The 24,334-nt window shown below is 60.9% G+C and carries 19 protein-coding genes, 4 tRNA genes and 2 pseudogenes; 8 read left to right on the forward strand and 17 right to left on the reverse strand.

From position 1 onward, the window contains the following. Nucleotides 1–32 precede the first annotated feature (32 nt). The 4 genes from lpxK to NVV94_RS19175 all read right to left on the reverse strand — a co-directional run bounded on the left by lpxK (nt 33) and on the right by NVV94_RS19175 (nt 4,410). Nucleotides 33–1,043 (reverse strand): tetraacyldisaccharide 4'-kinase, encoded by a 1,011-nt coding sequence (gene lpxK / locus NVV94_RS19160; RefSeq protein WP_258443954.1) that lies wholly within the window; start codon nt 1,041–1,043, stop codon nt 33–35. Next, nucleotides 1,043–1,471 carry a biopolymer transporter ExbD gene (locus NVV94_RS19165; RefSeq protein ID WP_258443955.1) on the reverse strand — a complete coding sequence of 143 codons (429 nt, stop codon included), beginning with the start codon at nt 1,469–1,471 and terminating at the stop codon, nt 1,043–1,045. The genes lpxK and NVV94_RS19165 overlap by 1 nt, the downstream gene beginning before the upstream one ends. Beyond that, nucleotides 1,468–2,103, reverse strand: coding sequence for a MotA/TolQ/ExbB proton channel family protein (locus NVV94_RS19170; protein ID WP_258443956.1), 636 nt, complete (start codon nt 2,101–2,103; stop codon nt 1,468–1,470). Before NVV94_RS19170 ends, NVV94_RS19165 begins: the two co-directional genes overlap by 4 nt. Before the next feature lie 72 nt (nt 2,104–2,175). Further along, the gene (locus NVV94_RS19175; RefSeq protein ID WP_258443958.1) at nt 2,176–4,410 is read right to left on the reverse strand and encodes a DNA internalization-related competence protein ComEC/Rec2; all 2,235 of its coding nucleotides are present in this window, start codon (nt 4,408–4,410) and stop codon (nt 2,176–2,178) included. Between the two features lie 140 nt (nt 4,411–4,550). On the opposite strand from NVV94_RS19175, the gene NVV94_RS19180 reads away from it, so the two are divergent. After that, nucleotides 4,551–5,069: a DUF2062 domain-containing protein gene (locus tag NVV94_RS19180; protein WP_258443959.1), complete on the forward strand. Its 519-nt coding sequence runs from the start codon at nt 4,551–4,553 to the stop codon at nt 5,067–5,069. 841 nt (nt 5,070–5,910) lie between these two features. Here NVV94_RS19180 and NVV94_RS19185 read toward each other — a convergent pair. The 3 genes from NVV94_RS19185 to NVV94_RS19195 all read right to left on the reverse strand — a co-directional run bounded on the left by NVV94_RS19185 (nt 5,911) and on the right by NVV94_RS19195 (nt 8,375). Further along, nucleotides 5,911–6,690 carry an ABC transporter permease gene (locus tag NVV94_RS19185; protein WP_258443960.1) on the reverse strand — a complete coding sequence of 260 codons (780 nt, stop codon included), beginning with the start codon at nt 6,688–6,690 and terminating at the stop codon, nt 5,911–5,913. After that, nucleotides 6,687–7,619 (reverse strand): ABC transporter ATP-binding protein, encoded by a 933-nt coding sequence (locus tag NVV94_RS19190; protein WP_258443961.1) that lies wholly within the window; start codon nt 7,617–7,619, stop codon nt 6,687–6,689. Before NVV94_RS19190 ends, NVV94_RS19185 begins: the two co-directional genes overlap by 4 nt. Before the next feature lie 132 nt (nt 7,620–7,751). Continuing rightward, complete coding sequence (locus NVV94_RS19195) at nt 7,752–8,375, reverse strand: glutathione S-transferase family protein (RefSeq protein WP_258443962.1); 624 nt, start codon at nt 8,373–8,375, stop codon at nt 7,752–7,754. 154 nt (nt 8,376–8,529) lie between these two features. Between NVV94_RS19195 and NVV94_RS19200 the strand changes: the two genes are divergently transcribed. Together NVV94_RS19200 and NVV94_RS19205 are read left to right on the forward strand one after the other, a co-directional pair. Next, a complete protein-coding gene (locus NVV94_RS19200; RefSeq protein WP_258443963.1) occupies nt 8,530–10,971 on the forward strand; it encodes an acyl-CoA dehydrogenase in 2,442 nt (813 codons plus the stop codon). An 86-nt stretch (nt 10,972–11,057) separates the two neighbouring features. Beyond that, entirely contained in the window at nt 11,058–11,471 is a 414-nt protein-coding gene (locus NVV94_RS19205) for a PA2817 family protein (protein ID WP_258443964.1), read from the forward strand. Nucleotides 11,472–11,596: 125 nt separating this feature from the next. Here the strand turns inward: NVV94_RS19205 and NVV94_RS19210 are convergent. The 4 genes from NVV94_RS19210 to NVV94_RS19225 form a co-directional block, all read right to left on the reverse strand. Continuing rightward, a tRNA-Gly gene (locus NVV94_RS19210) sits at nt 11,597–11,672 on the reverse strand. Nucleotides 11,673–11,675: 3 nt separating this feature from the next. Next, nucleotides 11,676–11,751 (reverse strand) — tRNA-Glu (locus NVV94_RS19215). 104 nt (nt 11,752–11,855) lie between these two features. Continuing rightward, nucleotides 11,856–11,931, reverse strand: a tRNA-Gly gene (locus NVV94_RS19220). Between the two features lie 2 nt (nt 11,932–11,933). Further along, nucleotides 11,934–12,009: transfer RNA gene (locus NVV94_RS19225), tRNA-Glu, on the reverse strand. Nucleotides 12,010–12,342: 333 nt separating this feature from the next. On the opposite strand from NVV94_RS19225, the gene NVV94_RS19230 reads away from it, so the two are divergent. Next, on the forward strand, nt 12,343–13,110 hold the full coding sequence (locus tag NVV94_RS19230) for a hypothetical protein (RefSeq protein ID WP_258443965.1): 768 nt from the start codon (nt 12,343–12,345) through the stop codon (nt 13,108–13,110). 102 nt (nt 13,111–13,212) lie between these two features. Here NVV94_RS19230 and NVV94_RS19235 read toward each other — a convergent pair. Continuing rightward, nucleotides 13,213–13,692 (reverse strand): annotated as a pseudogene (locus NVV94_RS19235) (GAF domain-containing protein); the annotation flags it as partial. Then, nucleotides 13,689–14,579, reverse strand: coding sequence for an ATP-binding protein (locus NVV94_RS19240; protein WP_258443967.1), 891 nt, complete (start codon nt 14,577–14,579; stop codon nt 13,689–13,691). The gene NVV94_RS19240 and the pseudogene NVV94_RS19235, both read right to left, overlap by 4 nt. Nucleotides 14,580–14,687: 108 nt before the next feature. Here NVV94_RS19240 and NVV94_RS19245 point away from each other — a divergent pair, with 108 nt between their 5' ends. Further along, complete coding sequence (locus tag NVV94_RS19245; protein WP_258443968.1) at nt 14,688–17,009, forward strand: response regulator; 2,322 nt, start codon at nt 14,688–14,690, stop codon at nt 17,007–17,009. Nucleotides 17,010–17,033: 24 nt separating this feature from the next. Here the strand turns inward: NVV94_RS19245 and NVV94_RS19250 are convergent, their stop codons facing one another. Further along, the gene (locus NVV94_RS19250) at nt 17,034–17,519 is read right to left on the reverse strand and encodes a glutathione peroxidase (protein ID WP_258443969.1); all 486 of its coding nucleotides are present in this window, start codon (nt 17,517–17,519) and stop codon (nt 17,034–17,036) included. Between the two features lie 87 nt (nt 17,520–17,606). Continuing rightward, on the reverse strand, nt 17,607–18,002 hold the full coding sequence (gene msrB, locus NVV94_RS19255) for a peptide-methionine (R)-S-oxide reductase MsrB (RefSeq protein ID WP_258443970.1): 396 nt from the start codon (nt 18,000–18,002) through the stop codon (nt 17,607–17,609). A 167-nt stretch (nt 18,003–18,169) separates the two neighbouring features. Here msrB and NVV94_RS19260 point away from each other — a divergent pair, with 167 nt between their 5' ends. Together NVV94_RS19260 and htpX are read left to right on the forward strand one after the other, a co-directional pair. After that, a complete protein-coding gene (locus NVV94_RS19260) occupies nt 18,170–19,381 on the forward strand; it encodes a pyridoxal phosphate-dependent aminotransferase (RefSeq protein ID WP_258443971.1) in 1,212 nt (403 codons plus the stop codon). 233 nt (nt 19,382–19,614) lie between these two features. Beyond that, complete coding sequence (htpX, locus tag NVV94_RS19265) at nt 19,615–20,502, forward strand: protease HtpX (protein ID WP_258443972.1); 888 nt, start codon at nt 19,615–19,617, stop codon at nt 20,500–20,502. Between the two features lie 47 nt (nt 20,503–20,549). Here the strand turns inward: htpX and NVV94_RS19270 are convergent, their stop codons facing one another. After that, entirely contained in the window at nt 20,550–21,209 is a 660-nt protein-coding gene (locus tag NVV94_RS19270; protein ID WP_258443973.1) for a thiopurine S-methyltransferase, read from the reverse strand. A 103-nt stretch (nt 21,210–21,312) separates the two neighbouring features. Here NVV94_RS19270 and NVV94_RS19275 point away from each other — a divergent pair, with 103 nt between their 5' ends. Next, nucleotides 21,313–22,080 (forward strand): class III extradiol ring-cleavage dioxygenase, encoded by a 768-nt coding sequence (locus NVV94_RS19275; protein WP_258443974.1) that lies wholly within the window; start codon nt 21,313–21,315, stop codon nt 22,078–22,080. Between the two features lie 216 nt (nt 22,081–22,296). On the opposite strand, the pseudogene NVV94_RS19280 reads toward NVV94_RS19275, so the two are convergent. After that, nucleotides 22,297–24,001, reverse strand: a pseudogene (locus NVV94_RS19280) (DEAD/DEAH box helicase). Nucleotides 24,002–24,334 lie beyond the last annotated feature (333 nt).

Consider the following 24,334-nt stretch of genomic DNA (forward strand, 5'->3'; position numbering starts at 1 on the left):
GAAATCCTCAGGCGTAGAGCAATTAAGACAGTTCAGGGCTGCCGACGATCAGGCAGCAGGCGCAACAACTGTGTATCGAACCAGGCCACGAATGCCCGGGAAGGCAAAGCGTCGACGGCCAGGTACCACCAATCGTCGGCGGCGAAGGCTCGGCATTTCACCGCATCCTTCTCGGTCATGATCAACGGCAACGACGGCGTGAAACTCAACGCCTCGGCGCTATAGACCGCGTGATCGGCGAAGGCATGCGGCACTGGCCGCCAGTGTAGCCCCTGCAGGGTATTGAAGAAACGTTGCGGATTACCGATGCCGGCGACCGCATGCACTTGCTGGCCGGGGCCGAAATGATCGAGTGCACGGCGCTCGCCGCTGCGCAGGTTGACCAGTGCGGTCGGCTGCAAGGTGAAGGCAAAGCCATCGGCGCGATCAGCGTCCGCTCCGTTGTAAAGCAGCGCATCGACCGATTGCAGGCGCTCGATCGGCTCACGCAACGGGCCGGCCGGCAGGCAGCGGCCATTGCCCAGCCCGCGGGCGGCGTCGATCAGCACCAGTTCCAGGTCCCGCGCCAGGCGGTAATGCTGTAGACCGTCGTCGGACAGAATCAGGTCAAGCGGTTCGGCTGCCGTCAGCGCCTGAACGGCGCGACTGCGGTCCGGGTCGATCATCAGCGCCACGCCGCTGCGCTGCACGATCAGCAATGGCTCGTCGCCGGCCACTGCCGCGCTTTGCTCGGCCGTGACGCGCCAGGGCAGCTGCGGCGGCTGGGCACCGTAGCCGCGACTGACGACGCCGACTCGCAGCCCGCTGCGGCGGCAGTGTTCGATCAGCCAAAGGATCAACGGAGTCTTGCCGGTGCCACCGACGGTGATGTTCCCTACCACCACCACGGGAACCGGCGCTTGATAGATAGCCCCGACGCCCGCTACAAAGCGCTCGCGCTTGCGCTGTACGATCGTGCGGTACAACCACTCCAGCGGCCGCAACAGGGTCAGCGCCGGATGGCCCTCATACCATGCCGCCAGCAAGCGATCGGAAAGTGCCATCAGGGAGTACCCTGCGCCTCTACGGTGGTCATGCGCAGATGGCTGAAGCCCAGCTTGCCGGCTGCATCCATTGCGGTGACCACGGCCTGGTGCGGGGTCTTGCCATCAGCGCTGATCGACAGCGGCAACTGCGTGTCTCCGGCCGATTCCTTCTGCACGGCTTCCATCAGGGTCGCCAGATCACTCTTGGGCAACAGCTGGTTGTTCACCGAGTAGACCCCTTCGGCGCTGATGGCGATGTCCAGTTGCTTGAGCTCGGTGTCGGGCGCCGGGGTTGCGCTGACCGCCTCCGGCAACTCCACGCGCAACTGGGTCTCACGGGTGAAGGTGGTGGTCACGACGAAGAACAGCAACAGGATGAAAACCACATCAATCAGCGATGCCAGATTGATGTCGATATTTTCACGCGGTTTGCGACGGAACTTCACACCTTGCCCCCAGCCAGTTCGACATCACGGTCGCCCTGCACTACTTCGACCAGCTTGATGGCCTCCTGCTCCATTTCCACCACCAGCTCGTCGATCCGACGCTGCAGGAAACGATGGAAGAATACCGCTGGAATACCCACCATCAAGCCGGCGGCCGTGGTGATCAGGGCCTTGGAAATACCACCGGCGAGCACCGCTGCGTTGGTGCCCATGCCCGCGCCCATGAATGCACTGAAGATATCGATCATACCCAGCACGGTGCCGAGCAGGCCGAGCAACGGCGCCATGGCGGCAATCGTACCCAGCGTGTTGATGTAGCGCTCCAGATCATGAATGACGCGGGCAGCAGCCTCTTCGATGCACTCTTTCATGATCTCGCGACCATGCCTGGAGTTGGCCAGGCCCGCTGCAAGGACCTCGCCCAGCGGCGAATGGGCGCGCAGCTCCTTGAGCTTTTCCGTGTTCAGTTGTTTGTCCTTGATCCAGCGCCAGACCTGACCAAGCAAATGCGGAGGGGTCACGCGGCTGGCTCGCAACGTCCACAGGCGCTCGGCGACGATGCCCACCGCTGCTATGGAGCTCAGAATGATCGGCAGCATCATCCAGCCGCCGGACTTGACCAATTCCCACACAGTAACGATCCCCCTGAAAAAGTCCGCCACTCTAACATAGGGGACCCCTGCGCCGAAGGCCGTCATGTCGGGTCACGCGCCAGGCACAATGGCATCACGCCAGAAGCGCCGTTGCGCGCGCAACCCCTCGGGGACGCCGAAACGCCCCAGCTGCAGGCGCAAGGCGCCATGCTCGACGCTGTCGTAGGCGATGATGCCCAGCGCACGATAACGCGCCATGACCTCCGGGTGCGGATGGCCAAAAGCATTGTGGCGTCCACGCGAAATCAGCACGCCCCTGGGCGCGGTCGCCTCAAGAAAGGCCCGCGACGATGAACTGCGGCTGCCGTGATGAGGCGCTTGCAGCCAGTGCACGTCGGTCGCGTCCGGGCCTTGCAGCCAGGCGCGCTCACTGCGGGCGTCCATGTCGCCGGTGAGCAACAGCCGCTCGCCTCGCGCCTCCACCATCAGCACGCAGGAGTCCTGGTTGCTGTCGCCTGCCTGGGCCCATTGCCACAAAGAAAAGCTGACGGTGTCCCACTCCCAGCGCTCACCACTGACGCAAGGCTCGGCCTGCAGAACGGCCGGCAGCGCCGCCGCTTCGCCACTGAGCACGCGTGCCACCGGCATTCCCCGCATCACTGCCGGAGCACCGCCGGCATGGTCGGCGTCGGCATGGCTGAGCAACATCAGGTCCAGCTCGCGCACACCCAACCTGCGCAACACCGGCAAGACCACTCGCTCGCCAAGGTCTGCGCCACCCAGCGCCGGCCCGGCGTCGTAAAGCATCGTATGCTGGCGAGTGCGCAGAATGAACGCCAGCCCCTGCCCCACATCCAACTGCCAGACTTCCACTTCGCCCTCAGGGATTTTCGTCTGCGGGACCAATACCGCCAGCAATAACAATGGCCAACCCAGCAAACGCACCGGCACGCCTTTGGGCAACAGCAACATGAAGGCCCCCAGGCAGCTGAGCAACCAGGCCCAGGCGGGTACGGCCGGCGGCAACCAGGCGGACCGCCAACCGGCGATTCGGGCGAGAAATCCGAACAAGGCATCGAGCAGGCCACCTGCCAGCCACAGAAGGCTTTCACCGACTATCGGTACCGGCAACGTGAGCGTCCCCAACAACGCCAGGGGCAGCACGCCGAAACTGACCCACGGCACCGCCACCAGATTGGCCAGTGGCGCACTGATACTGATGGGCAGCCCCAGGACCAGCAGCACCGGCAACAACCCGATGGCGACCAGCCACTGAGCGCGGGTCCAGGCCTGCCATGCCCGCCAGCCGCCCAGGCGACCGCTGAACGCCAGGATCAATACCGCCACAGCAGCGAATGACAGCCAGAATCCTGGCTGCAGGCTCGCCAGCGGCTCGAGGAGCAGCACCCCAACAAGCGCCAGCAGCAAAGGCCAACCGACGCCCAGATGGCGGTAGCGCAAGCGCCACAGCAGGACCAGCCCGAGCATGATGCAGGCCCGACGAACGGGTACCTGGAAACCTGCCAGCAAGCCGTATCCCAGCGCCGCCGAAAAGGCCAATGCACAGGCCCAGGGCAACCAGGGCAGCGTTCGTGGCCAGCAACCAAACCGCGCCAGCCCTGCAACGATGGCGTACACAAGCCCTGCCAGCATGCCGACATGCTGCCCCGAGATCACCAGCAGATGCACGGTGCCGGTATCCTGTAAAATTCGCCAATCGCCGGCATCAAGGCTGTCGCCATCACCGAGCACCAGCGCCGCCAATCCGCCTTCACGCCCCAGGGCATCAACGCCCAGCAGACGCTGACGAACACCATCGCGCCAGGCGGCCCGGGCTGGCGCCAGCAACTCCCCGGCCTTGACACTGCCGGTGGCGCCGATGCGTCTGGCCAGCAAGGCAGCCTCCTGATCGGAGAGATGCGGATTGACCAGCCCGGACGGGCGCTTGAGGTTCACCGCCAATCGCCAGCGTTCGCCGCTGTTGACCGGCGGCCCGCCGTACCAGCTCAAGCGCATGAGTGGTGGCAGCTCGGCACGTCGCGACGTTGCATCGGCCAGTTCAAAGCGTATGACCCGAGCCGCCTGGTTCGGCAGCCCGACCACCCGCCCTTCTACCCAAAGGGTGCGTCCGTCCAGTTCGGGCGCCAGGCGCTTATCCAGCGCCCATTGCGCCGACATGCAGGCCCAACTGAAACCGAGCAGAAAAAAACCGAGGGGGTAGCTGCGAAATGGCAGGAGCATCAGCCCAACCACGACCAGCGCGACCAACGACCAGACCGGCGGCAGCGCCGGTAAAAACCGCAGGCACAACAGCCCTAGCGCGAGCGCAACCATCCCTGTGCGCATGAAAACAGCCTCTGGCAATATCCGTTTCTGAGGCTTAGACCATGGACAAAGTGTCCAGCTTTATTAATTGTCACAAAGTCTGAATTTGCCGTTCCCGGAAACTGTGCATACTTGCCCCACCCGATCGACCGAGAACCGAGATGCCGCGTCGTCTTTTCAAACGCTACATGCCTGACCCGACCAGCATCAAGGAACACAAGTCCTTACGCTTTCTCGGGCGGCTGCTGCATGACCCCAACCTCTGGCACCTCAATCGCCACTCCGTGGCCAGGGCCATGGCCGTAGGCCTGTTTGCCGCTTTTATCCCGATCCCGCTGCAAATGCTGCTGGCCGCCAGCCTGGCGATCCCGCTGCGCGGCAACATGCCGATCGCCGTCAGCCTGGTCTGGCTGACCAACCCGATCACCATGCCACCGGTGTTTTTCTGTACCTATCAGATGGGCGCCTGGCTGATGCATGTGCCGCCCAGGAGCTTGCCGGACGAACTGACCTGGGAATGGATCAGCGGCCAGCTATCGACACTCTGGCAACCCTTTCTGCTGGGTTCGGTGGTCTGCGGCCTGCTGTTGGGCGCGCTTGGCTATTGCCTGACCATGCTTTACTGGCGCTGGTGGGTGGGCAGGCAATGGCGCCGGCGCAAAAGCAGATCGCAACCTTGATCCCCCTCTCCTCGTTCACACGCTCTGCGTCACTAGTGTCCGGTTAAAAATGCAGGGGGTGCTTTTTACCCCTTGCGTTGCCTGGGTTTGAGCCATGATCGGTTCGTTGCGACTTGGTTTTGTGGGCAGATCCAGATGCTGTAGCGGCCTTGCTGGCCCCTTCCGCCCTTACGGCGGGTTACTTTTGTTGGGGCAAAAGTAACCAAAACCCCTGGTCCCTGCATACGGCCCTGCGCTGCGCTCCGGGTTCCCTCGTTCCGTCATTGCTCCCGTGTGGACGCGCCGACGGGCCGTCCCTGGCCCTTCGGCGCTTGCTCGGCTTCCTGCCTCGCACCCCACTGCGCAATGACTCCACTCGGCCTCCTGAAGGGACAATCGGTGTCGCCTGCGTGTGCGCGCATCTAGAAGCAAAGGCAAAAGCAAAAGCAAAAAGCAAAAAACCGGATCTGCTTTTGCTTTGAATGCTTTTGATTGCCGCGATCGTCCAGACACCACCGAACGTCCCTTCAGGAGGCTGAACGGAGGCATTGCGAAGCTGGGTGCGAGGCAGGAGCCGAGCAAGCACCGAAGGGCCAGGGACGGCCCGTCGGTGCGCCCCGGCGGGAGCAATGCCGGAGTGAAGGGACCCGAAGCGCAGCGTAGGGCCGGATGCAGGGACAGGGGTTTTGGTTACTTTTGCCCAGTCAAAAGTGACCCGCCGTAAGGGCGGAACGGGCCAGCAAGGCCGCTACAGTATCTGGATATGCTCACCCCTTCGCGAGCCAACCATCACATTCCCAGCCTCCCCATTTTTTACCGGACACTAGTGACGCTATGCGTGGGAACGAGATCCTGCGAGATCTCAGGTACGCATCCCACGGCCGCTGACCAGCAACCGCGCACATCCGAAATACAGCACGGCCGTGGCAACCAGCATAAAGGTGATGGCCACGCCGATACGGATATCGGACACCCCGAGAATCCCGTAACGGAACGAGTTGACCATGTGCAGCACCGGGTTTGCCAGCGACACGGTCTGCCAGAACGGTGGTAGCAGGTTGATCGAATAGAACACCCCGCCCAGATATGTCAGGGGCGTCAGCACGAACGTCGGGATAATCGAGATATCGTCGAAGTTGCGTGCAAATACCGCATTGATGAAACCCAGCAACGAGAAAATAGTCGCCGTCAGGAACACCACCAGCATGGTCACGCCAAGGTGATGAACCTGCAGGTCGGTGAAGAATAGCGACAACATTGTCACGATCACCCCCACCGCCAAACCGCGCAATACGCCACCCAGGGTGTAACCGATCAGAATCGTGTGCGGCGAGACCGGCGAAACCATCAGTTCTTCGATCGAACGCTGGAACTTGCTGCCGAAGAAGCTGGACACCACGTTGCCGTAGGAATTGGTGATCACCGACATCATGATCAGGCCAGGCACGATGTACTCCATGTAGGTGAAACCACCCATATCGCCAATCTGCCGGCCAATCAGGTTACCGAAGATGACGAAATACAGAACCATGGTAATTGCCGGAGGCAGCAGCGTCTGTGGCCAGATCCGGGTAAAACGGCGAATTTCACGGTAGACGATGGTATTGAGGGCGACCAGGTTGGCACTCAGCTCCGAACTCATACCGCCACCTTCGCCAGGTTTTTTTCCACCAAAGACACGAACAACTCCTCAAGGCGATTGGTCTTGTTGCGCAGGCTCTGCACTTCGATGTTCTGCAGGGCCAACTGAGCGAACAATGCGGTGATGCCGGCAGACTTATCCACCTGGACTTCCAGGGTATGCCGGTCGACCAGGCGGCACGGGTAACCCTGCAACTGTGGTGCGGTCTGCAGATCCTGCTTGAGATCGAGCAGAAAGGTTTCGACATGCAGCGTGCTCAACAATTTGCGCATGCTGGTGTTCTCGACGATCGTGCCGTGGTCGATGATGCCGATGTTGCGGCACAACTGTTCAGCCTCTTCCAGATAGTGGGTGGTGAGGATGATGGTGATGCCTTTGCGGTTCAGCTCGGTGAGAAAGGTCCACATCGAACGACGCAGTTCGATGTCCACCCCGGCGGTCGGCTCATCGAGAATCAGCAGGCGCGGCTCATGGATCAACGCCCGCGCGATCATCAAGCGGCGCTTCATGCCGCCGGACAGCGAGCGCGAAGGCACATCGCGCTTGTCCCACAACCCCAGCTGGGTGAGGTATTGCTCGGCGCGCTCCTTGGCGATCTTTGACGGGATGCCGTAGTAGCCCGCCTGGGTCACGACGATATCGAAGGTCTTCTCGAACTGGTTGAAGTTGAACTCCTGCGGCACGACGCCGATGCAGCGCTTGAGCGCTGCCGGCTGACGATCCAGGTCATGACCAAAGATATTCACCGTGCCGCTGGTCTTGTTCACCAGCGTCGAAAGAATGCCGATTGTCGTGGATTTGCCGGCGCCGTTAGGGCCGAGCAGTGCAAAGAAGTCGCCTTCGGCCACGTCCAGGTCAATACCATGCAAGGCCTGGAAACCGTTGCCGTAGGTTTTGGTCAGTTGCCGGATGGTGAGAGCAGAACTCATAAAGGATGTATGCACCAAGATGGAATTAGTTCATGAGTAAGGGCGCGGCACATGAATTACAACCGCAGCGAATATGACCAATGTTGCGGGTCAAAATCGCGCAAGTACAGTGACGCGCATTGATAATGACTATTACGTCAACGCGGTCATGACGGCTGCCTGATAGGCCGGCCGCTCTTGCAGGCGCTCGTACCATGCCCTGAGATGGCGCATCTCGGGCCTTTCGATGGGCATTTCAAACCAGGCATAGGCAAAGCTGCCCAGCGGAATATCGCCCATCCCCGGCGCATCGCCTGAAAGAAATGGCTGATGCGCCAGCGTTTCGTCGGCAATTGACAGTAATTGCGCGCAGGCCTTGTGCGCGGCATTGATCGCGACCCAATCCTGCTGCTCGGGCACAGTCCGCAGAATGCCCCAGAACAGATGCCGGAAGGGCTCGGCCAGGGACGTCGACGTCCAGTCCATCCACTTGTCAGCCTTGGCCCTGATCAGAGGATCGGCCGGGTACCAGTTCGAATCCGGCGCATAGCGGGCTGCCAGGTAACGCACGATGGCATTGGACTCCCAGAGCACGAGATCTTCATCCTGGATCACAGGGATCCGCCCGTTGGGATTCATCGCCCGGTATTGCGGCTCATCGACCAGACCGAAAGCACCGCCGGCGTCGATCGACTCGTAGGGCAATTCCAGCTCCTGGGCACACCACAATACTTTCCTGACATTGGTCGAGTTTTTCCTGCCCCAGATCTTGAGCATGGCCATCTCCATTAATCCATGTGGGCCGCCAGTCTACTCCTGACGCCCACGAACTCCAGCCACCAGAGGGGGTCCCAATCGCGTACCGGCTCTTTAGCGGATGCGGTCTAAGCTCTTGTGATCGGTTATGTCCTGTCTTCACGGAGGAATGAATATGCTGCTGTTGTGGTTACTGGTTCTGATCGTCGGCATCGCCTGGCTGGCTCATCGTCGCATCGCTGTCTTTCCCGCTCTCGGCATCGTCGCCGTCTACTTGCTGGCAATGGGCATCTCCGGCCATGTACCCGGCTGGTTACTGGGGATTTTCTGGCTGTTGCTGATTGCCACGGCATTGCCCTTGATGCTGCCGGACCTGCGCCGCAAACTCCTGACCGCGCCGCTGTTCGCCTGGCTCCAGCGAACTCTGCCGCCCATGTCGGTGACCGAGCGCGAAGCCATCGAAGCCGGGACGGTCTGGTGGGACGGTGAGTTGTTCAGTGGCCGGCCAGACTGGAAAACCTTGCTGGCCTACCCCAAGGCGCAATTGAGCGAAGAAGAGCAGGCCTTTATCGACGGCCCGACCGAAGCACTCTGCGCCATGGTCAGCGACTGGCAGATCGGCCAGAACATGGACCTGCCCGCCCCCGCCTGGGAACACATCAAGCAACACGGCTTCTTTGCCTTGATCATCCCCAAGCAATACGGCGGTAAAGGCTTCTCCGCCTACGCTCACTCGCAAGTGGCGATGAAACTGGCCACCCGCAGCGGCGACCTGGCCTCGACCGTCATGGTGCCCAATTCCCTGGGCCCTGCCGAGCTGCTGTTGCATTACGGCACCGAAGAACAACGTGACCATTACCTGCCGCGCCTGGCCCGTGGCGACGAGATTCCCTGTTTCGCCCTCACCGGCCCCCTGGCGGGCTCCGATGCAGGTGCGATGCCTGACACCGGAGTCATCTGCAAAGGCCAGTGGCAGGGCGAGGAAACACTCGGGCTGCGCCTGAACTGGGAAAAGCGCTATATCACCCTGGGGCCGGTCGCTACCTTGCTCGGACTTGCCTTCAAGGCCTACGACCCCGAGCACTTGCTGGGCGATGAGGTAGACCTGGGGATAAGTCTGGCACTGGTCCCGACCGACACCCCCGGTGTCGATATCGGCCGCCGGCACCTGCCGCTGGGTGCCGCGTTCATGAACGGGCCCAATGCCGGCAAAGACGTATTCATCCCCCTGGACTACCTGATCGGCGGCCAGGAGATGCTCGGCAAGGGCTGGATGATGCTGATGAACTGCCTGTCGGTGGGCCGTTCCATCTCCCTGCCGGCGGTTGGCACCGGTGCGGCCAAGTACACCAGCCTGGTCACCGGCCAATATGCGCAAGTTCGCGAACAGTTCAACGTGCCCCTGGCCGATTTCGAAGGGATCCAGGAGTCACTGGCACGTATTGGCGGCAATGCCTGGCTGATGGACAGTGCTCGCTTGTTGACGGCCAGCGCCGTGGACCTGGGGGAAAAGCCGTCGGTATTGTCGGCAATCCTGAAATACCACCTGACCGAGCGCGGTCGCGAGTGCATCCGCCACGCCATGGATGTGCATGGCGGCAAGGCCATCATCATGGGCCCGAACAACTACCTGGGGCGCAACTGGCTGGGAGCACCGATCTTCATTACCGTCGAAGGCGCCAATATCCTTTCGCGCAACCTGATGATCTTTGGCCAAGGCGCGATCCGCTGCCACCCCTTCGTCCTCAAGGAAATGGCCTTGGCCGCGCGCGAAGACCGCGAACAGGCGCTGGAAGAGTTCGACGGCCTGCTGCTCGAGCATATCGGCTTCGCCATCAGCAATGCCGCCAGTACGCTGGTCCTGAACCTGGGCAGCTTCGAAAAAGAACCGGGCGACTCGCTCAGCCAAGGCTATTTCCGCGCCCTGAATCGCCAGGCCGCCGCCTTCGCCATGCTTGCCGACCTGTCCATGATGCTGCTGGGCGGCGAACTCAAGCGCCGCGAACGCCTCTCCGCCCGTTTGGGCGATGTGCTCAGCAACCTCTATCTGGGGTCGGCCGCGCTCAAGCGGTATCACGATCTGGGCTCACCCGAACACATGCGCCCACTGTTGCGCTGGGCCATGGAAGAAAGCCTCGGCCAGGCCGAACATGCCCTCGATGCGCTGCTCCGCAATTTCCCCAGCCGTATCCTTGGCTGCCTGCTTCGCGGGGTGGTATTTCCCTTCGGGCGTCGCCATACCGGCCCGTCCGATGCGCTGGATGCCGAAATCGCCGCCGTGATCGGTCGCGGCAAGGGCGACCCGACCCTCGAAGAACTGCTGCAAGGCTGCTATCGCCCGCAATCGCCAGAGGATGCGGTCGGCGCGCTGCAACATGCCAGCGAGTTGCTGGCGGCCAGCCAACCCTTGCAGAAAAAACTGCAGATGGCGCTCAAGAGTGGCCAGGTCGAACCAGAGCCAGGCGAACACGCCATCGATGCAGCCTTGCACGCCGGCGTGCTCCAGGCTGGCGAAGCCGAAACCCTGCGCCAGGCGGCAGCCGCCAGCCGCAAAGTCATCGACGTGGATGATTTCAGCAAGGAGGAACTGCAACTGGCCCCAGGCAAGATTCGCTGAACGGCAGTGACAATAACTCGCGGCCTGAGACATCGGGCGCGGAGAGCCGTATACTCTCGCGCCCGTTTTGCTCAAGAGGACCTATCATGGCCAACTCCCATCTCGACCACCACCTCGTCCTGCTCGACCATCTGCGCAGCATCCTGGTCGCCCTGGGTGAAGCCGAGCAAGTGCCGGAAGAAAGCCATGAGCTGTTTCTGGAGCGCTTCGACGAACTTCTCAAGCAACTGCCCGTGGACCCGATCGAAAGCCAGTATCTGGGGCAGGACATCATGTGCCAGGTCATCACGCGCTACCCGCAGATCGCTCACCTGGTGCCGCGCGACCTGCTGTGGTTCTTTGCCGGCGACTGCCTGCATTACATGCCCGATGATGAGATCGACCTGTATCAGGCATTGGAAGAGCGCCGGTATGAGGCCGAGCAGAACGACGAGCCTTTCGACTGGAACCAGGAGAAGCAGTTGCTGGCGTTATCCGCCCAGGACAGCAGCAAGCACTGATCACTCGAGCGTTATAAAAAAGCCCGCCTGGTTGAACCAGGCGGGCTTTTTTATCGGCTACAGGCACACGACCTGAGTGCGACACAAACAAAAAAGCCGCTCAGAGAGCGGCGTTTTTGTATAAATGGAGCGGGAAACGAGACTCGAACTCGCGACCCCGACCTTGGCAAGGTCGTGCTCTACCAACTGAGCTATTCCCGCAAATGGCGTCCCCTAGGGGACTCGAACCCCTGTTACCGCCGTGAAAGGGCGGTGTCCTAGGCCACTAGACGAAGGGGACACGCTACCCGGAACACATGGTGTGTGTTCCAGTGCCCAGATCCGCATCGTAAGATTTGGTTCTGGTTTCACTCAGCCCTGCCCAATAGCAAAGCTGTTTAAAATTGGAGCGGGAAACGAGACTCGAACTCGCGACCCCGACCTTGGCAAGGTCGTGCTCTACCAACTGAGCTATTCCCGCATTGGCGTCCCCTAGGGGACTCGAACCCCTGTTACCGCCGTGAAAGGGCGGTGTCCTAGGCCACTAGACGAAGGGGACACGCTACAACATTCACTCCCTGCTTCGTTTCGCTGTGTGCTTTACGCTGCAAGTGGCGCGCATTCTATGGGTGCTTTGAGAAGTCGTCAACCCCCTGATATAAATTTATTTAAATCAATGACTTCACTCCCCTTTCAGGGCCCGGCAAGGCCATCCTCACGCCTGACTCTTGACGTTTATTTTCTGACATCGGAAAAGACGCAAACCCCGCTGGCACGGCAGGTACAGATCAAAGTGCCACTATGGCGCCCATTGAAGTGACCCAAGGGCTCTATCCGCCCAAATGCTTAGCCACTACACTCGAATGGAAATCTTCCTGATGAGGCCTTAACGGTGACGCCACTCATGATCACCCTCTTCATAGTAGCCGGGATCGCTCTGTTGATCGCCATCGGCTATATGAACAACGTGTTGGAAAACAACAAGCTGGAAAAAGCGCGCCTGAAGATAGACTTGGGCGAGCGTATACGTCGCTGTGGCGAAATTACCGAGAGCTTTCCCGGGCAATTGATGACGCCTGCTTTAAAGGTGCTTCTGGCGCGCCTGGAACTGAATCTCAACCAGCGCCTGTTGGCCCAGGATAAAAAGAATCCCGATCTGACTGCGCGCATAGGTGAACTGCAGGCATTGATTGCCAAGGGTGAAGCGATCCCGATCAACAATTCGACCAGCCCGATCCTGACCGAAGCACGCGCCAAGGATGTACGACACCTGCTCGAAGCCCTGCACAGCCAGATCACCCGCGCCGCCCAGGAAGGCTTCCTGCCCGCCAGCGAGGCCAAGCACTGGGTCAGGGAGGTCCGGCATATTCTGGTGCAGCTGCACATCGAGTTCTTCAATAACCTGGGCCAGCATGCCTTGCAGCAGAATCAGCCGGGCCAGGCCCGCCTGGCGTTCGAGCGCGGCGTGCAGTACCTGCGCAAGCAGCCTGAGCCGGCGGTCTACCAGGAACAGCTCAACTACCTCGAGAAGTTGCTGGCCCGCGCCAACTCCATGGTGCTGACCAACATCGCGCCGACCGAAAACGAGGTCAATCCGTTGACCGAAGGGCTGAAGACCGACGAAACGGATAGCTGGAAGAAGAAAGCCATCTACGACTGATTATGCACTGTCTCGTGGGAGCAGCCCTGGCCGCGAACAGCCCCATGCCGCAATCGGCTCAGGCTCATTCGCGGCCAGGGCCGCTCCCACGGATTCCCCCTGGCAATCGGTCAGCCGCAAGAATATCGCCGCCAAATGCTCCAGCCCTGCCTGATCCTGCTCGGTAAACCGCGCAAGCTTCGGGCTGTCCAGGTCGAGCACGCCTATCAGGCGCCCTTCCTTTACCAGCGGAATCACCACTTCACTATTGGAGGCACTGTCGCAGGCAATGTGCCCGGGGAAGGCATGCACATCCTCTACCCGCTGGGTCTGGCGGGTCTGGGCCGCCGTTCCGCAGACGCCACGCCCAAAGGCAATGCGTACGCATGCGATTTGCCCCTGGAACGGGCCCAGCACCAACTCCTCGTTGCGATTGAGATAAAAGCCCGCCCAGTTCAGGTCCTCGACCTGGGTGTAAAGGAACGCGGAAAACTGTGCAGCATTGGCAATGAAGTCGCGCTCATCAGCCAACAGCGACTCCAACTGCGCGGCCAGCAGTTCATAGCCACCGAGGCCTTCGCCGGCACTTTGCAAATCGATCATGCTTTTTGCTCCAATAACTTGAGCCCAACCCAGTAACGGGCGAATTGATAGGCGCAACGGCCGTTGCGGTTACCGCGCCCGGTGGCCCAACGAATCGCCAGCTTGTCCAGCTCCTCGCTGCGCTCCCAGACCAGCCCGGCGCGTCGCGCCAGCTCGCCGATCCAGTGTTCGACCACACTGAGGAAGTGATCCTGAGTAAAGGGATAGAACGAAAGCCACAGACCAAAACGGTCGGACAAGGCGATCTTGTCCTCCACCGCTTCGTTGGGATGCACCTCGCCATCGACAAGTTGCCAATGTTCGTTGTCGCTCTGCTTCTCCGGCACCAGGTGACGACGGTTGGACGTGGCATAGAGCAATACGTTGTCCGGCGCCTGCTCCAGCGAGCCATCGAGAACGCTTTTGAGCACGCGGTAATCACTCTCCCCGGCCTCGAACGAAAGATCATCGCAGAACAGCACGAAACGCTGGGGCAACTTGTGCAACTGCTCCACGACCCGCGGCAGGTCGGACAGGTGGTCGCGCTCGATCTCGATCAGGCGCAGCCCGCCCTTGGCGTGCTCAGCCAGCAAGGCCCGGATCAGCGACGACTTGCCAGTGCCACGCGAGCCCCACAGCAAGGCATGGTTGGCCGGCAAACCATCGAGGAACTGCCGGGTGTTGCGGGCCAGTTGATCGCGCTGCTGATCGACACCGATCAAGTCCGACAGGCGCATGTCCAGACTGACGTCCAGCGGTAGCAGAAAACCACTGCGGCCATCGCGCTGCCAACGGGCGGCCAGGCACTGTTCCCAGTCGATGACCGCGCGCGGCACCGGTAACAAGGGCTCCAGGCGCGCCAGAACGGCATCGGCACGCTCAAGAAAAGCATTCAAACTAGAGTCCACGACTTCTCCTCAAGGCAGGTTCAGGGTAAAAAGCAAAAACACGACGCGCCGCTGGCTAGCTTCGGTTAAGCTTGCCCGCGCACGGAACGAGGAGTTGGCCCAGCGCCCATGGATATAAGGTTCACCAATCGCCTGTCTTACAAGCAAGCTCGGCTGACGGTGCTGGTCGGCTTCATTCTTGGAACCTTGCTCAGCCTCATCCAGATCAGCCTCGATTATGCCAGCGAAGACGCCTCCATCAATCGGGAGATGTTGTCCCAGCTCGAAATCAGTCACAACCCGGCCTCGCGGATCGCCTACAACATCGATGCCGGGCTTGCCAAAGAGCTGACCCTGGGCCTGCTGCGCTCGCCCGCCATCAGTGCCGCACGGCTGACCGACAATAACGGCACGGTCCTGGCCCGCGTCGAACGCCCGCGGCTGGAAAGTCGTTATCGGATGATCAGCGACTTTCTGTTCGGCGAGAGTCGTCAGTTCGAAGACGCCCTTTTTCTCAGCCACCTGCCCGATGAGCCGCTGGGTACCCTGCAACTGAGCGCGGACACCTATGTCTACGGCGAGCGCTTTCTGCGCCGCGCTGAAATCACCCTGCTCAGCGGTTGCGTCCGCAGCCTGATCCTGACCGGTATCCTGCTCATGCTGTTCTACGTGATGCTGACCAAGCCGCTGGTCAGGGTCATCGGCGCGCTGAGCAGTCGCGACCCCCATAGCCCGAACCAGGCCAGGCTGGCTTGCCCACCCGATCATGAGCACGATGAAATCGGTGTACTGGTCAAAGTGGCCAATCAACAGTTCATCAGCATGGCCACCGAGATTCAGCAGCGACGCAACGCCGAGAACCGCCTGACCGATTACCTCAACGAGCTGGAAAACATCGTTTCGGCCAGGACCACTGAACTCAAGGCCAGCAATACCCGGCTCAGCCTGTCCAACGAAGAACTGGAAAGCGCGCGCCGCACGGCCCTGGACATGGCCCAGGCACGGGCAGCATTTCTGGCCAATATAAGCCATGAAATACGCACGCCGCTCAACGGCCTGCTGGGAATGATCGCCTTGTCGCTGGACAGCCCGCTCAATGCCGAGCAGCGCCAGCAACTGTCCATCGCCCATGACTCGGGCAAGGTTCTGGTCGAATTGCTCAATGACATTCTCGATCTGTCCAAATTCGACGCAGGGCAATTGGAACTTGAGCGCATCCCCTTCGATCTTGGCGCACTGGCCGAAGACACCGCCAACCTGCTCTCGCAGAATGCGGCTCCCAGCGTCGAACTGGCCTGCCTGATCGACCCACAGTTTCCCTCGACTGTCCTGGGCGACCCGACCCGGGTCCGCCAGATCGTCAGCAACTTGCTGTCGAACGCGCTCAAGTTCACCCGTTTCGGGCGTGTCGATGTGCGCCTGAGCAGCTACCCGGGCGGAGTACGGATCGAGGTGTGCGACACTGGCATCGGCATTCCCCGCGATGCCCAGGTCAAAATCTTCCAGCCGTTCACCCAGGCCGGCGCCGGCATCACTCGTCAATACGGCGGCACCGGCCTGGGCCTGGCGTTGACCAACAATCTGTGTGAAGCCATGCAGGGACGCTTGAGTATCAGCTCCGAGGCCGGTTTCGGCAGTCAGTTCAGCGCCGACCTGCCCTTGCCCACCCATACCCCGGCGATCCCGCCCGCCCCGCTCAAGGGGCGGGTGATCGCGGTCAGCCCGGCCAGCAGCGGCCTGGCCGAATTGCTGGCAAGCCTGCTGCCGGCCTGGGGAGTCGAGTACAGCCGCTATAGCGTTGACGACAGCCTGGCTGGCCTGCGCCCCGACCTGCTGATCACTGACTGCCCGGAATGCCTGTTTGGCCTGCGCCCGGCCATCACCGCACCGATTCTGCTGGTGACCGCCTACGGCAATTTCCTTCCCGGCGAGCAGGCGACGGCGCTGGCGCCACTGCAGCAACAGGCCCGGCCGCTGGCCCGCAATGCGCTCTACCAGACCTTGCGTCGCACCTTGCATGCCGAGGACAGCCTCAGCCATGCCCCACGCCACAACGGCGCCGAGGTCGAGCGCCGGGCGCGCATCCTGCTGGTCGAGGACAACCCGGTCAATCAACTGGTCGCCAAAGGCATGCTGGGTAAACTGGGCTGCGAAGTGACCGTTGCCGCCCACGGCGGCGAGGCGCTAGCGCACCTGGAGGACCGCACCTTCGATCTGGTGCTGATGGACTGCAACATGCCGGTGATGGACGGCTACGAAGCCAGCCGTCGGATCCGCCAGAGCGCCCGCTGGCCGCAACTGCCGATCATCGCCCTGACCGCCAACGCCATGCCCGAAGAGCGCGAACGCTGCCGGGCGGCGGGCATGAGCGACTACCTGGCCAAGCCGTTTCGCCGCGAAGAACTGATCACCTTGATCGACCACTGGGTGCCGCTGGCACCCGCCTGGTGACTTGACCCTGGATTTACCAGCCGATCATTTGAGCAATGCTTCAATCTCGGCAGTCAAGTCTTCGGGCTTGGTCACCGGCGCGAAGCGTTTTATCGTCTTGCCGTCTTGCCCGATCAGGAATTTGGTGAAATTCCATTTGATTCGCTCGGACCCCAACACACCGGGCGCACGCTTCTTCAATTGCACGAACAAGGGGTGGGCATCGCTGCCGTTCACATCGATTTTCTTGAACAGCGGGAAGGTCACGCCAAAATTCAGCTCGCAGAACTGCGAAATGGCGGCTTCATCGCCGGGCTCTTGCTTGCCGAATTGATTACATGGGAAACCCGCGATCACCAGGCCGCGATCCTTGTATTTCTGCCAAAGCTGTTCCAGGCCCTTGTACTGCGGGGTAAAGCCACATTGGCTGGCGGTATTGACCACCAGCAAGGCCTTGCCGGAAAAATCGCCCAGGGTTTTCTTCTCTCCGGTAATGGTGGTGCAGGGAATGCTCAATAGCTTGTCACTCATGACGCTACCTCCATGAAAGTCAGGGCTGAAAGGAAAATCTTCGAGCAATCGAATGCAATCCCTATCCATTGCTCGAATACCGTGCAATCAGGATCGCGGCTGCAGATCCAGGCACACCGAGTTGATGCAGTAGCGCAAGCCGGTCGGCGGCGGGCCGTCGGGGAAGACATGCCCCAGATGAGCATCACACATGGAGCAGGTCACTTCAGTGCGGATCATGCCATGGGTCGTATCCCTGATCTCAATCATGGCACTTTCGGCAATCGGCTCATAGAAGCTTGGCCAGCCGCAGCCGGAATCGAACTTGGCCCTGGAGTCGAACAACGCCGCATTACAACATACGCAGTGATAGACCCCGTCGGTCCTGGTGCTGTTGTACTTGCCGGTGAACGGCCCTTCGGTGGCCTTCAGGCGACAGACGTTGTACTGCTCTGGGTCGAGCATCGCGCGCCATTCTTCAAGGGTTTTCTCAAGCTTTTCCATGGGTAGGCCTCGGCAACTGAAAAAGCCCGATCCGTATCTTTTCCGCAGATCGGGCGGCACGTATGATTGCGCCTCATCAGACGTCAGTCTGGCACCCGCGTTACTCGCATTTCAAACTGATTTTCACAGCGCAAAGCGCGGCGATCTTTTCTAATCGGGATCACATCATGCAGTTCAGCAAATCGAACAAGCTCGCCAATGTCTGCTATGACATCCGCGGCCCGGTGCTCAAGCACGCCAAACGCCTGGAAGAGGAAGGCCATCGCATCCTCAAGCTGAACATCGGCAACCCTGCGCCATTTGGCTTCGAAGCGCCGGACGAAATCCTCCAGGACGTGATCCGCAACCTGCCGACGGCGCAGGGCTACAGTGACTCCAAGGGCCTGTTCAGCGCCCGCAAGGCGGTCATGCAGTACTACCAGCAGAAGCAGGTCGAAGGTGTCGGCATCGAAGACATCTACCTGGGCAACGGTGTATCCGAGCTGATCGTGATGTCGATGCAGGCCCTGCTCAACAACGGCGACGAAGTCCTGATCCCGGCGCCCGACTACCCCCTGTGGACCGCCGCGGTGACCCTGGCCGGCGGTAACCCGGTGCACTACCTGTGCGACGAGCAAGCCAACTGGTGGCCGGACCTGAACGATATCAAGTCCAAGATCACCCCGAACACCAAGGCCATGGTCATCATCAACCCGAACAACCCGACGGGCGCGGTGTATTCCAGGGAAGTGTTGCTGGGCATGCTTGAACTGGCCCGCCAGCACAACCTGGTGGTGTTCTCCGACGAGATCTACGACAAGATCCTCTACGACGACGCCGTCCACGTCTGCACCGCCTCGCTGGCGCCGGACCTGCTGTGCCTGACCTTCAACGGTTTGTCCAAATCCTACCGCGTGGCCGGTTTCCGTTCCGGCTGGGTGGCGATTTCCGGGCCCAAGCACAACGCCCAGAGCTACATCGAAGGCATCGATATGCTCGCCAACATGCGCCTGTGTGCCAACGTGCCCAGCCAGCACGCGATCCAGACCGCACTGGGCGGCTACCAGAGCATCAACGACCTGGTCCTGCCGGCAGGCCGCCTGCTGGAGCAGCGCAACCGGACCTGGGAACTGCTCAATGATATTCCAGGTGTCAGCTGCGTGAAACCCATGGGTGCACTCTATGCCTTCCCACGGATCGACCCGAAAGTCTGCCCGATCCACAATGACGAGAAATTCGTCCTGGACCTGCTGCTTTCGGAAAAACTGCTGGTCGTGCAAGGCACCGCCTTCAACTGGCCATGGCCGGATCACTTCCGCGTCGTCACCCTGCCACGGGTAGACGATCTGGACCAGGCTATCGGCCGGATCGGAAATTTCCTCAAGTCGTATCGCCAATAAGCGAAGAACACGACAGAACCTGGGCGCGCCACCTCGAAACGCGCTCAGGCCCGGCCTGCGGACCGCTCCAGCCTGCTGGCAGCCGGCCACTTCGTGCCTGCGCGCAACCCGAGTGCGTCTAGAATCGAAGTGGCGACACAGTTTGAAATAGTCCCTCGGTTGAATAGCGGGGGGCGGCACCTTATATACCCCGCATACGCTACATATTTACACGTCAGGAGAACGTTAAAACCATGATGCGCATCTTGCTGTTCCTGGCCACCAACCTTGCGGTCGTGCTGATTGCCAGCATTACCTTGAGCCTGTTTGGCTTCAATGGGTTCATGGCGGCCAATGGGGTTGATCTCAACCTCAATCAGCTGCTTGTCTTCTGTGCCGTGTTTGGTTTTGCAGGGTCGCTGTTCTCGCTGTTCATCTCCAAGTGGATGGCGAAGATGAGCACCAGCACCCAAATCATCAGCCAGCCGCGCACTCGCCACGAACAATGGCTGCTGCAGACCGTTGAACAATTGTCTCGCGAAGCCGGTATCAAAATGCCCGAAGTGGGTATCTTCCCTGCCTACGAGGCCAATGCCTTCGCCACCGGCTGGAACAAGAACGACGCACTGGTGGCCGTCAGCCAGGGCCTGCTCGAGCGCTTCTCGCCGGATGAAGTGAAGGCCGTGCTGGCCCACGAGATCGGCCACGTCGCCAACGGCGACATGGTGACCCTGGCGCTGGTGCAGGGCGTAGTGAACACCTTCGTGATGTTCTTTGCGCGGATCATCGGCAACTTCGTCGACAAGGTCATCTTCAAGAACGAAGAAGGCCAGGGCATCGCCTATTACATCGCCACCATCTTCGCCGAGCTGGTCCTGGGCATCCTGGCCAGTACCATCGTGATGTGGTTCTCGCGCAAGCGCGAATTCCGGGCAGACGAAGCCGGTGCCCAGCTGGCCGGTACCAACGCCATGATCGGCGCCCTGCAGCGCCTGCGCTCCGAACAGGGCGTACCGGTGCACATGCCCGATACCTTGACCGCCTTTGGCATCAACGGTGGCCTGAAGCACGGCCTGGCGGGCTTGTTCATGAGCCACCCGCCGCTGGAAGACCGTATCGAGGCCTTGCGCCGCCGCGGCTGATCAAGCCGGTGAAAGAAAGGGCGACTTCGGTCGCCCTTTTTGTTGCCTCATGAATCACGCTTCAGTCGATAGACGCGCTCTTGCAAACGACTTACCCCGGCCTGCAGGAATTTCGGGCTCTGGGCGAGGATGTCCCGTGACTCGAGCGTCTGCAGCTGCCAATGCGCCGCCAGCCGATCCTGCACTTCATCATCGGACACCGAGAAAGGCGGCCCGGCCATGGCGGCTTGATCGTATTCCAGGGTAACCAACAATCCCCTGCACTCACGCGGCAGGATGCCTTCGAGATGGGCGCAGTAGCGCACGCGCATTTCCGGCGGCAGGGCTATCAGCGCCGCCCTGTCGTAAAGGCCGACACAATCGGTCACATCTGCCGCACTCAAGGTAAAGATATCGCCACACCACAGTTCGATCCCGTCGCACTCGTAAACCGTAAAGGCACCACGGCGGGAAATTTGCGGTTGCAATTGCTGCTCTCGGCAAAAATCCTCCACTGCCTTGGACGACAACTCGACCCCCAGCACGCGCAAGCCCTGCCCCGCCAGCCATACCATATCCAGGCTCTTGCCGCACAGCGGCACCAGCACCCGCGCACCCGCAGCAAGCCCCAGCCCTGGCCAGTATCGCTGCAGGCCTGGGTTGACGTCCTCCTGGTGGAAACCGATCTGGTTTTGCTGCCAACGCTTGTGCCAAAACTCCGGCTGCATGATCACCTCAAGAAATTCGATTGAAAGACACTAAAACTTATATTGGAATCAGATCAATGATCTGACTGAAGATGATCCCATCTTAACGCTCAGGACCTATTCCATGCTCCCCAGCCTCTTCATATCACATGGTTCACCCATGCTTGCCCTGCAACCGGGAGCCAGCGGGCCGGCATTGCTCAAGTTGGCCGCCGAGCTGCCCAGGCCCAAGGCTATCGTAATTGTCTCCGCCCACTGGGAAAGCCATGAGCTATTGGTGGCCAGCAACCCAGCCCCAGAAACCTGGCATGACTTCGGCGGTTTTCCAGCCGAACTGTTCGCGGTGCAGTATCCGGCACCTGGCGAGCCGCAGCTGGCTGCGCAAGTCGCCGGGCTGTTGAACCAGGCCGGGCTCCCAGCCGGCCTGAACCCGCAACGCCCCTTCGATCATGGCGTCTGGGTGCCGCTTTCGCTGATGTATCCACAGGCAGACATTCCCGTGGTACAGGTGTCCCTGCCCAGCCATCTGGGACCTGAAATGCAAAGCCGGGTCGGCAAGGCCCTCGCTGGCCTGCGCGAACAGGGCATCCTGCTGATCGGCTCAGGCAGCATCACCCACAACCTGCGCGAACTGGACTGGCACGCCGGCCCGGAAAGCGTCGAGCCGTGGGCATTGGCATTTCGTGACTGGATGATCGAAAAGCTCGCCAGCAATGACGAAGCTGCGTTACATGACTATCGGCGGCAAGCGCCTTTTGCGGTGCGTAGCCATCCGACCGATGAACACTTGCTGCCGCTGTATTTTGCCCGGGGCGCGGGTGGCGACTTCAGCATTGCGCATCAGGGCTTCACCATGGGTGCGCTTGGGATGGATATCTATCGGTTTGGCTGATTGACACCCGAGATGAGAGCGACTCGATCGGCGTAGCCGCTGCCGCAGGCTGCGCTGGAGTCCCGCAGGGGCTCCCCGGCGATCTTGAAGATCTTGCGCGTGCTGCGCACGCGAGCGCAGCCTGCGGCAGCGGCTACAGGGTCCGCGCAAGATGCTCACATTGCCAGACAAAAAAAATCCCCGAACCAGTCGGGGATTTTTTTTATTCAGCGCAGATCAATCTTCGCGATAACGACGCAGCTTCAGCTGCTTGCCGGCAACGCGAGTATCCTTGAGCTTGGTCAGCAGACGCTCGAGGCCTTCTTCCGGCAGCTCGACCAGGCTGAAGCTGTCACGCACCTGGATGCGACCGATGGCTTCGCGGGCCAGGCCGCCTTCGTTGAGGATGGCACCCAGCAGGTTCTTCGCGGCGATACCATCGCGAGCACCCAGGGCGGTACGGCAACGGGCACGGCCTTCAGCCAGCGGCATCGGTGCACGACGCTCACGATCGCCGCGGTCCGGACGGTCGCCACTGCGCTCGGTACGCTCACGCGGCGCGCTGGTCGGAACCAGCGGCTGCTCACGCTCTACCGCTTCCAGGGTCAGGGCCTGGGCATTGGTCGCCTTGCGCAGCAGGGCTGCGGCCAGGGCACGTGGGCTGCAACCGATATCGGCGGTCAGGCGATCGAGCAGATCACCGTGAGTCGCTTCGGCATCGCCAACCAGCGGCGACAGGCTGTTGGTCAGTTTCTTGATGCGCGCATCGAGAACAGCCTGGGCGTTCGGCAGGCGAACTTCGGCAACTTTCTGCCCGGTTACGCGCTCGATCACTTGCAGCATGCGGCGTTCACGCGGGGTGACCAGCAGCAGCGCACGACCTTCGCGACCGGCACGGCCGGTACGGCCGATACGGTGAACGTAGGACTCTGGATCGTACGGCATGTCCACGTTGAATACGTGGGTGATGCGCGGCACGTCGAGACCACGGGCAGCCACGTCGGTCGCCACGACGATGTCCAGACGGCCATCCTTGAGCGAGTCGATCACGCGCTCACGCTGGTTCTGGGCAATGTCGCCGTTCAGGGCGGCAGCCTTGTAGCCTTTGGCTTCCAGGGCGCTCGCCAGGTCCAGGGTCGCTTGTTTGGTACGCACGAATGCGATCAGGGCGTCGAATTCCTCGACTTCCAGCAGACGCAGGACGGCAGAGGTCTTCTGGTCGGCGTGAACCAGCAGGTGAGCCTGCTCGATCGCGGTGACGGTCTGGGTCTTGCTCTGGATCTTGACGTGTTTCGGGTCACGCAGGTGACGCTCGGCGATCGCACGGATCGACTGCGGCAGCGTGGCCGAGAACAGCACGGTCTGACGGGTTTCAGGCATGGCCTTGAAGATAACTTCCAGGTCGTCCATGAAGCCCAGCTTGAGCATTTCGTCGGCTTCGTCGAGAACCAGATGGTTCACGGTCGCCAGGACCTTCTCGTCACGACGCAGGTGGTCGCACAGACGGCCCGGGGTGGCGACAACGATCTGCGCGCCGTTACGGATAGCTTTCAACTGTGGGCCCATCGGGGCACCACCATAAACAGCCACCACGGTTACGCCTGGCATCTGCTTGGCGTAGGTTTCGAAAGCGGTGGCTACTTGCAGCGCCAACTCACGGGTTGGCGCAAGGATCAGGGCTTGCGGCTCGCGCTTGCTCGGGTCGATACGATGCAGGATAGGCAGGGCGAAGGCAGCGGTTTTACCGGTACCGGTCTGCGCCTGACCAATCATGTCGTGACCGGCGAGGATAATCGGGATCGATTGCTGCTGAATGGCCGAAGGCTCTTCGTAGCCGGTAGCGACTACTGCAGCAACAATACTTGGATGAAGTTCGAGAGCGGCGAAGCCGCCGAGTTCCTGGGTCATGGGTCTGCCTCTAAGTGCATCCGCAAAGACCCATGCTCCAAAGCTGCGCATGCCTTGTAAGACTCGAAAGTCACCCTGGCAGCTTTGTCGGCGGGGATTTGCGAAAACGATTGAATGAAAGGATCGTCAAGGAGAGTCCGCAGGGCGGACGCGCAGCCGAAGCTGTCTTCGGGGGATTGCACTACCTAAACGTGGTCTGATCAAAGACCGGCGCGCACTATACCTGAATTCGCTCCCCACGTGAGAGTTTTTTATCAGAAACCTGTGGCTGCAGGCCTCAGTGCCACAGGCGTTGGGCAGAATCGGGGCAGCGCCGGTTTTGCAAGGAGCCGGTTGCGCAGGCATTGCTGCTAAAACGGTTCACGTG

The sequence above is a fragment of the Pseudomonas sp. LS1212 genome (genome assembly GCF_024741815.1).
Lineage (GTDB): Bacteria > Pseudomonadota > Gammaproteobacteria > Pseudomonadales > Pseudomonadaceae > Aquipseudomonas.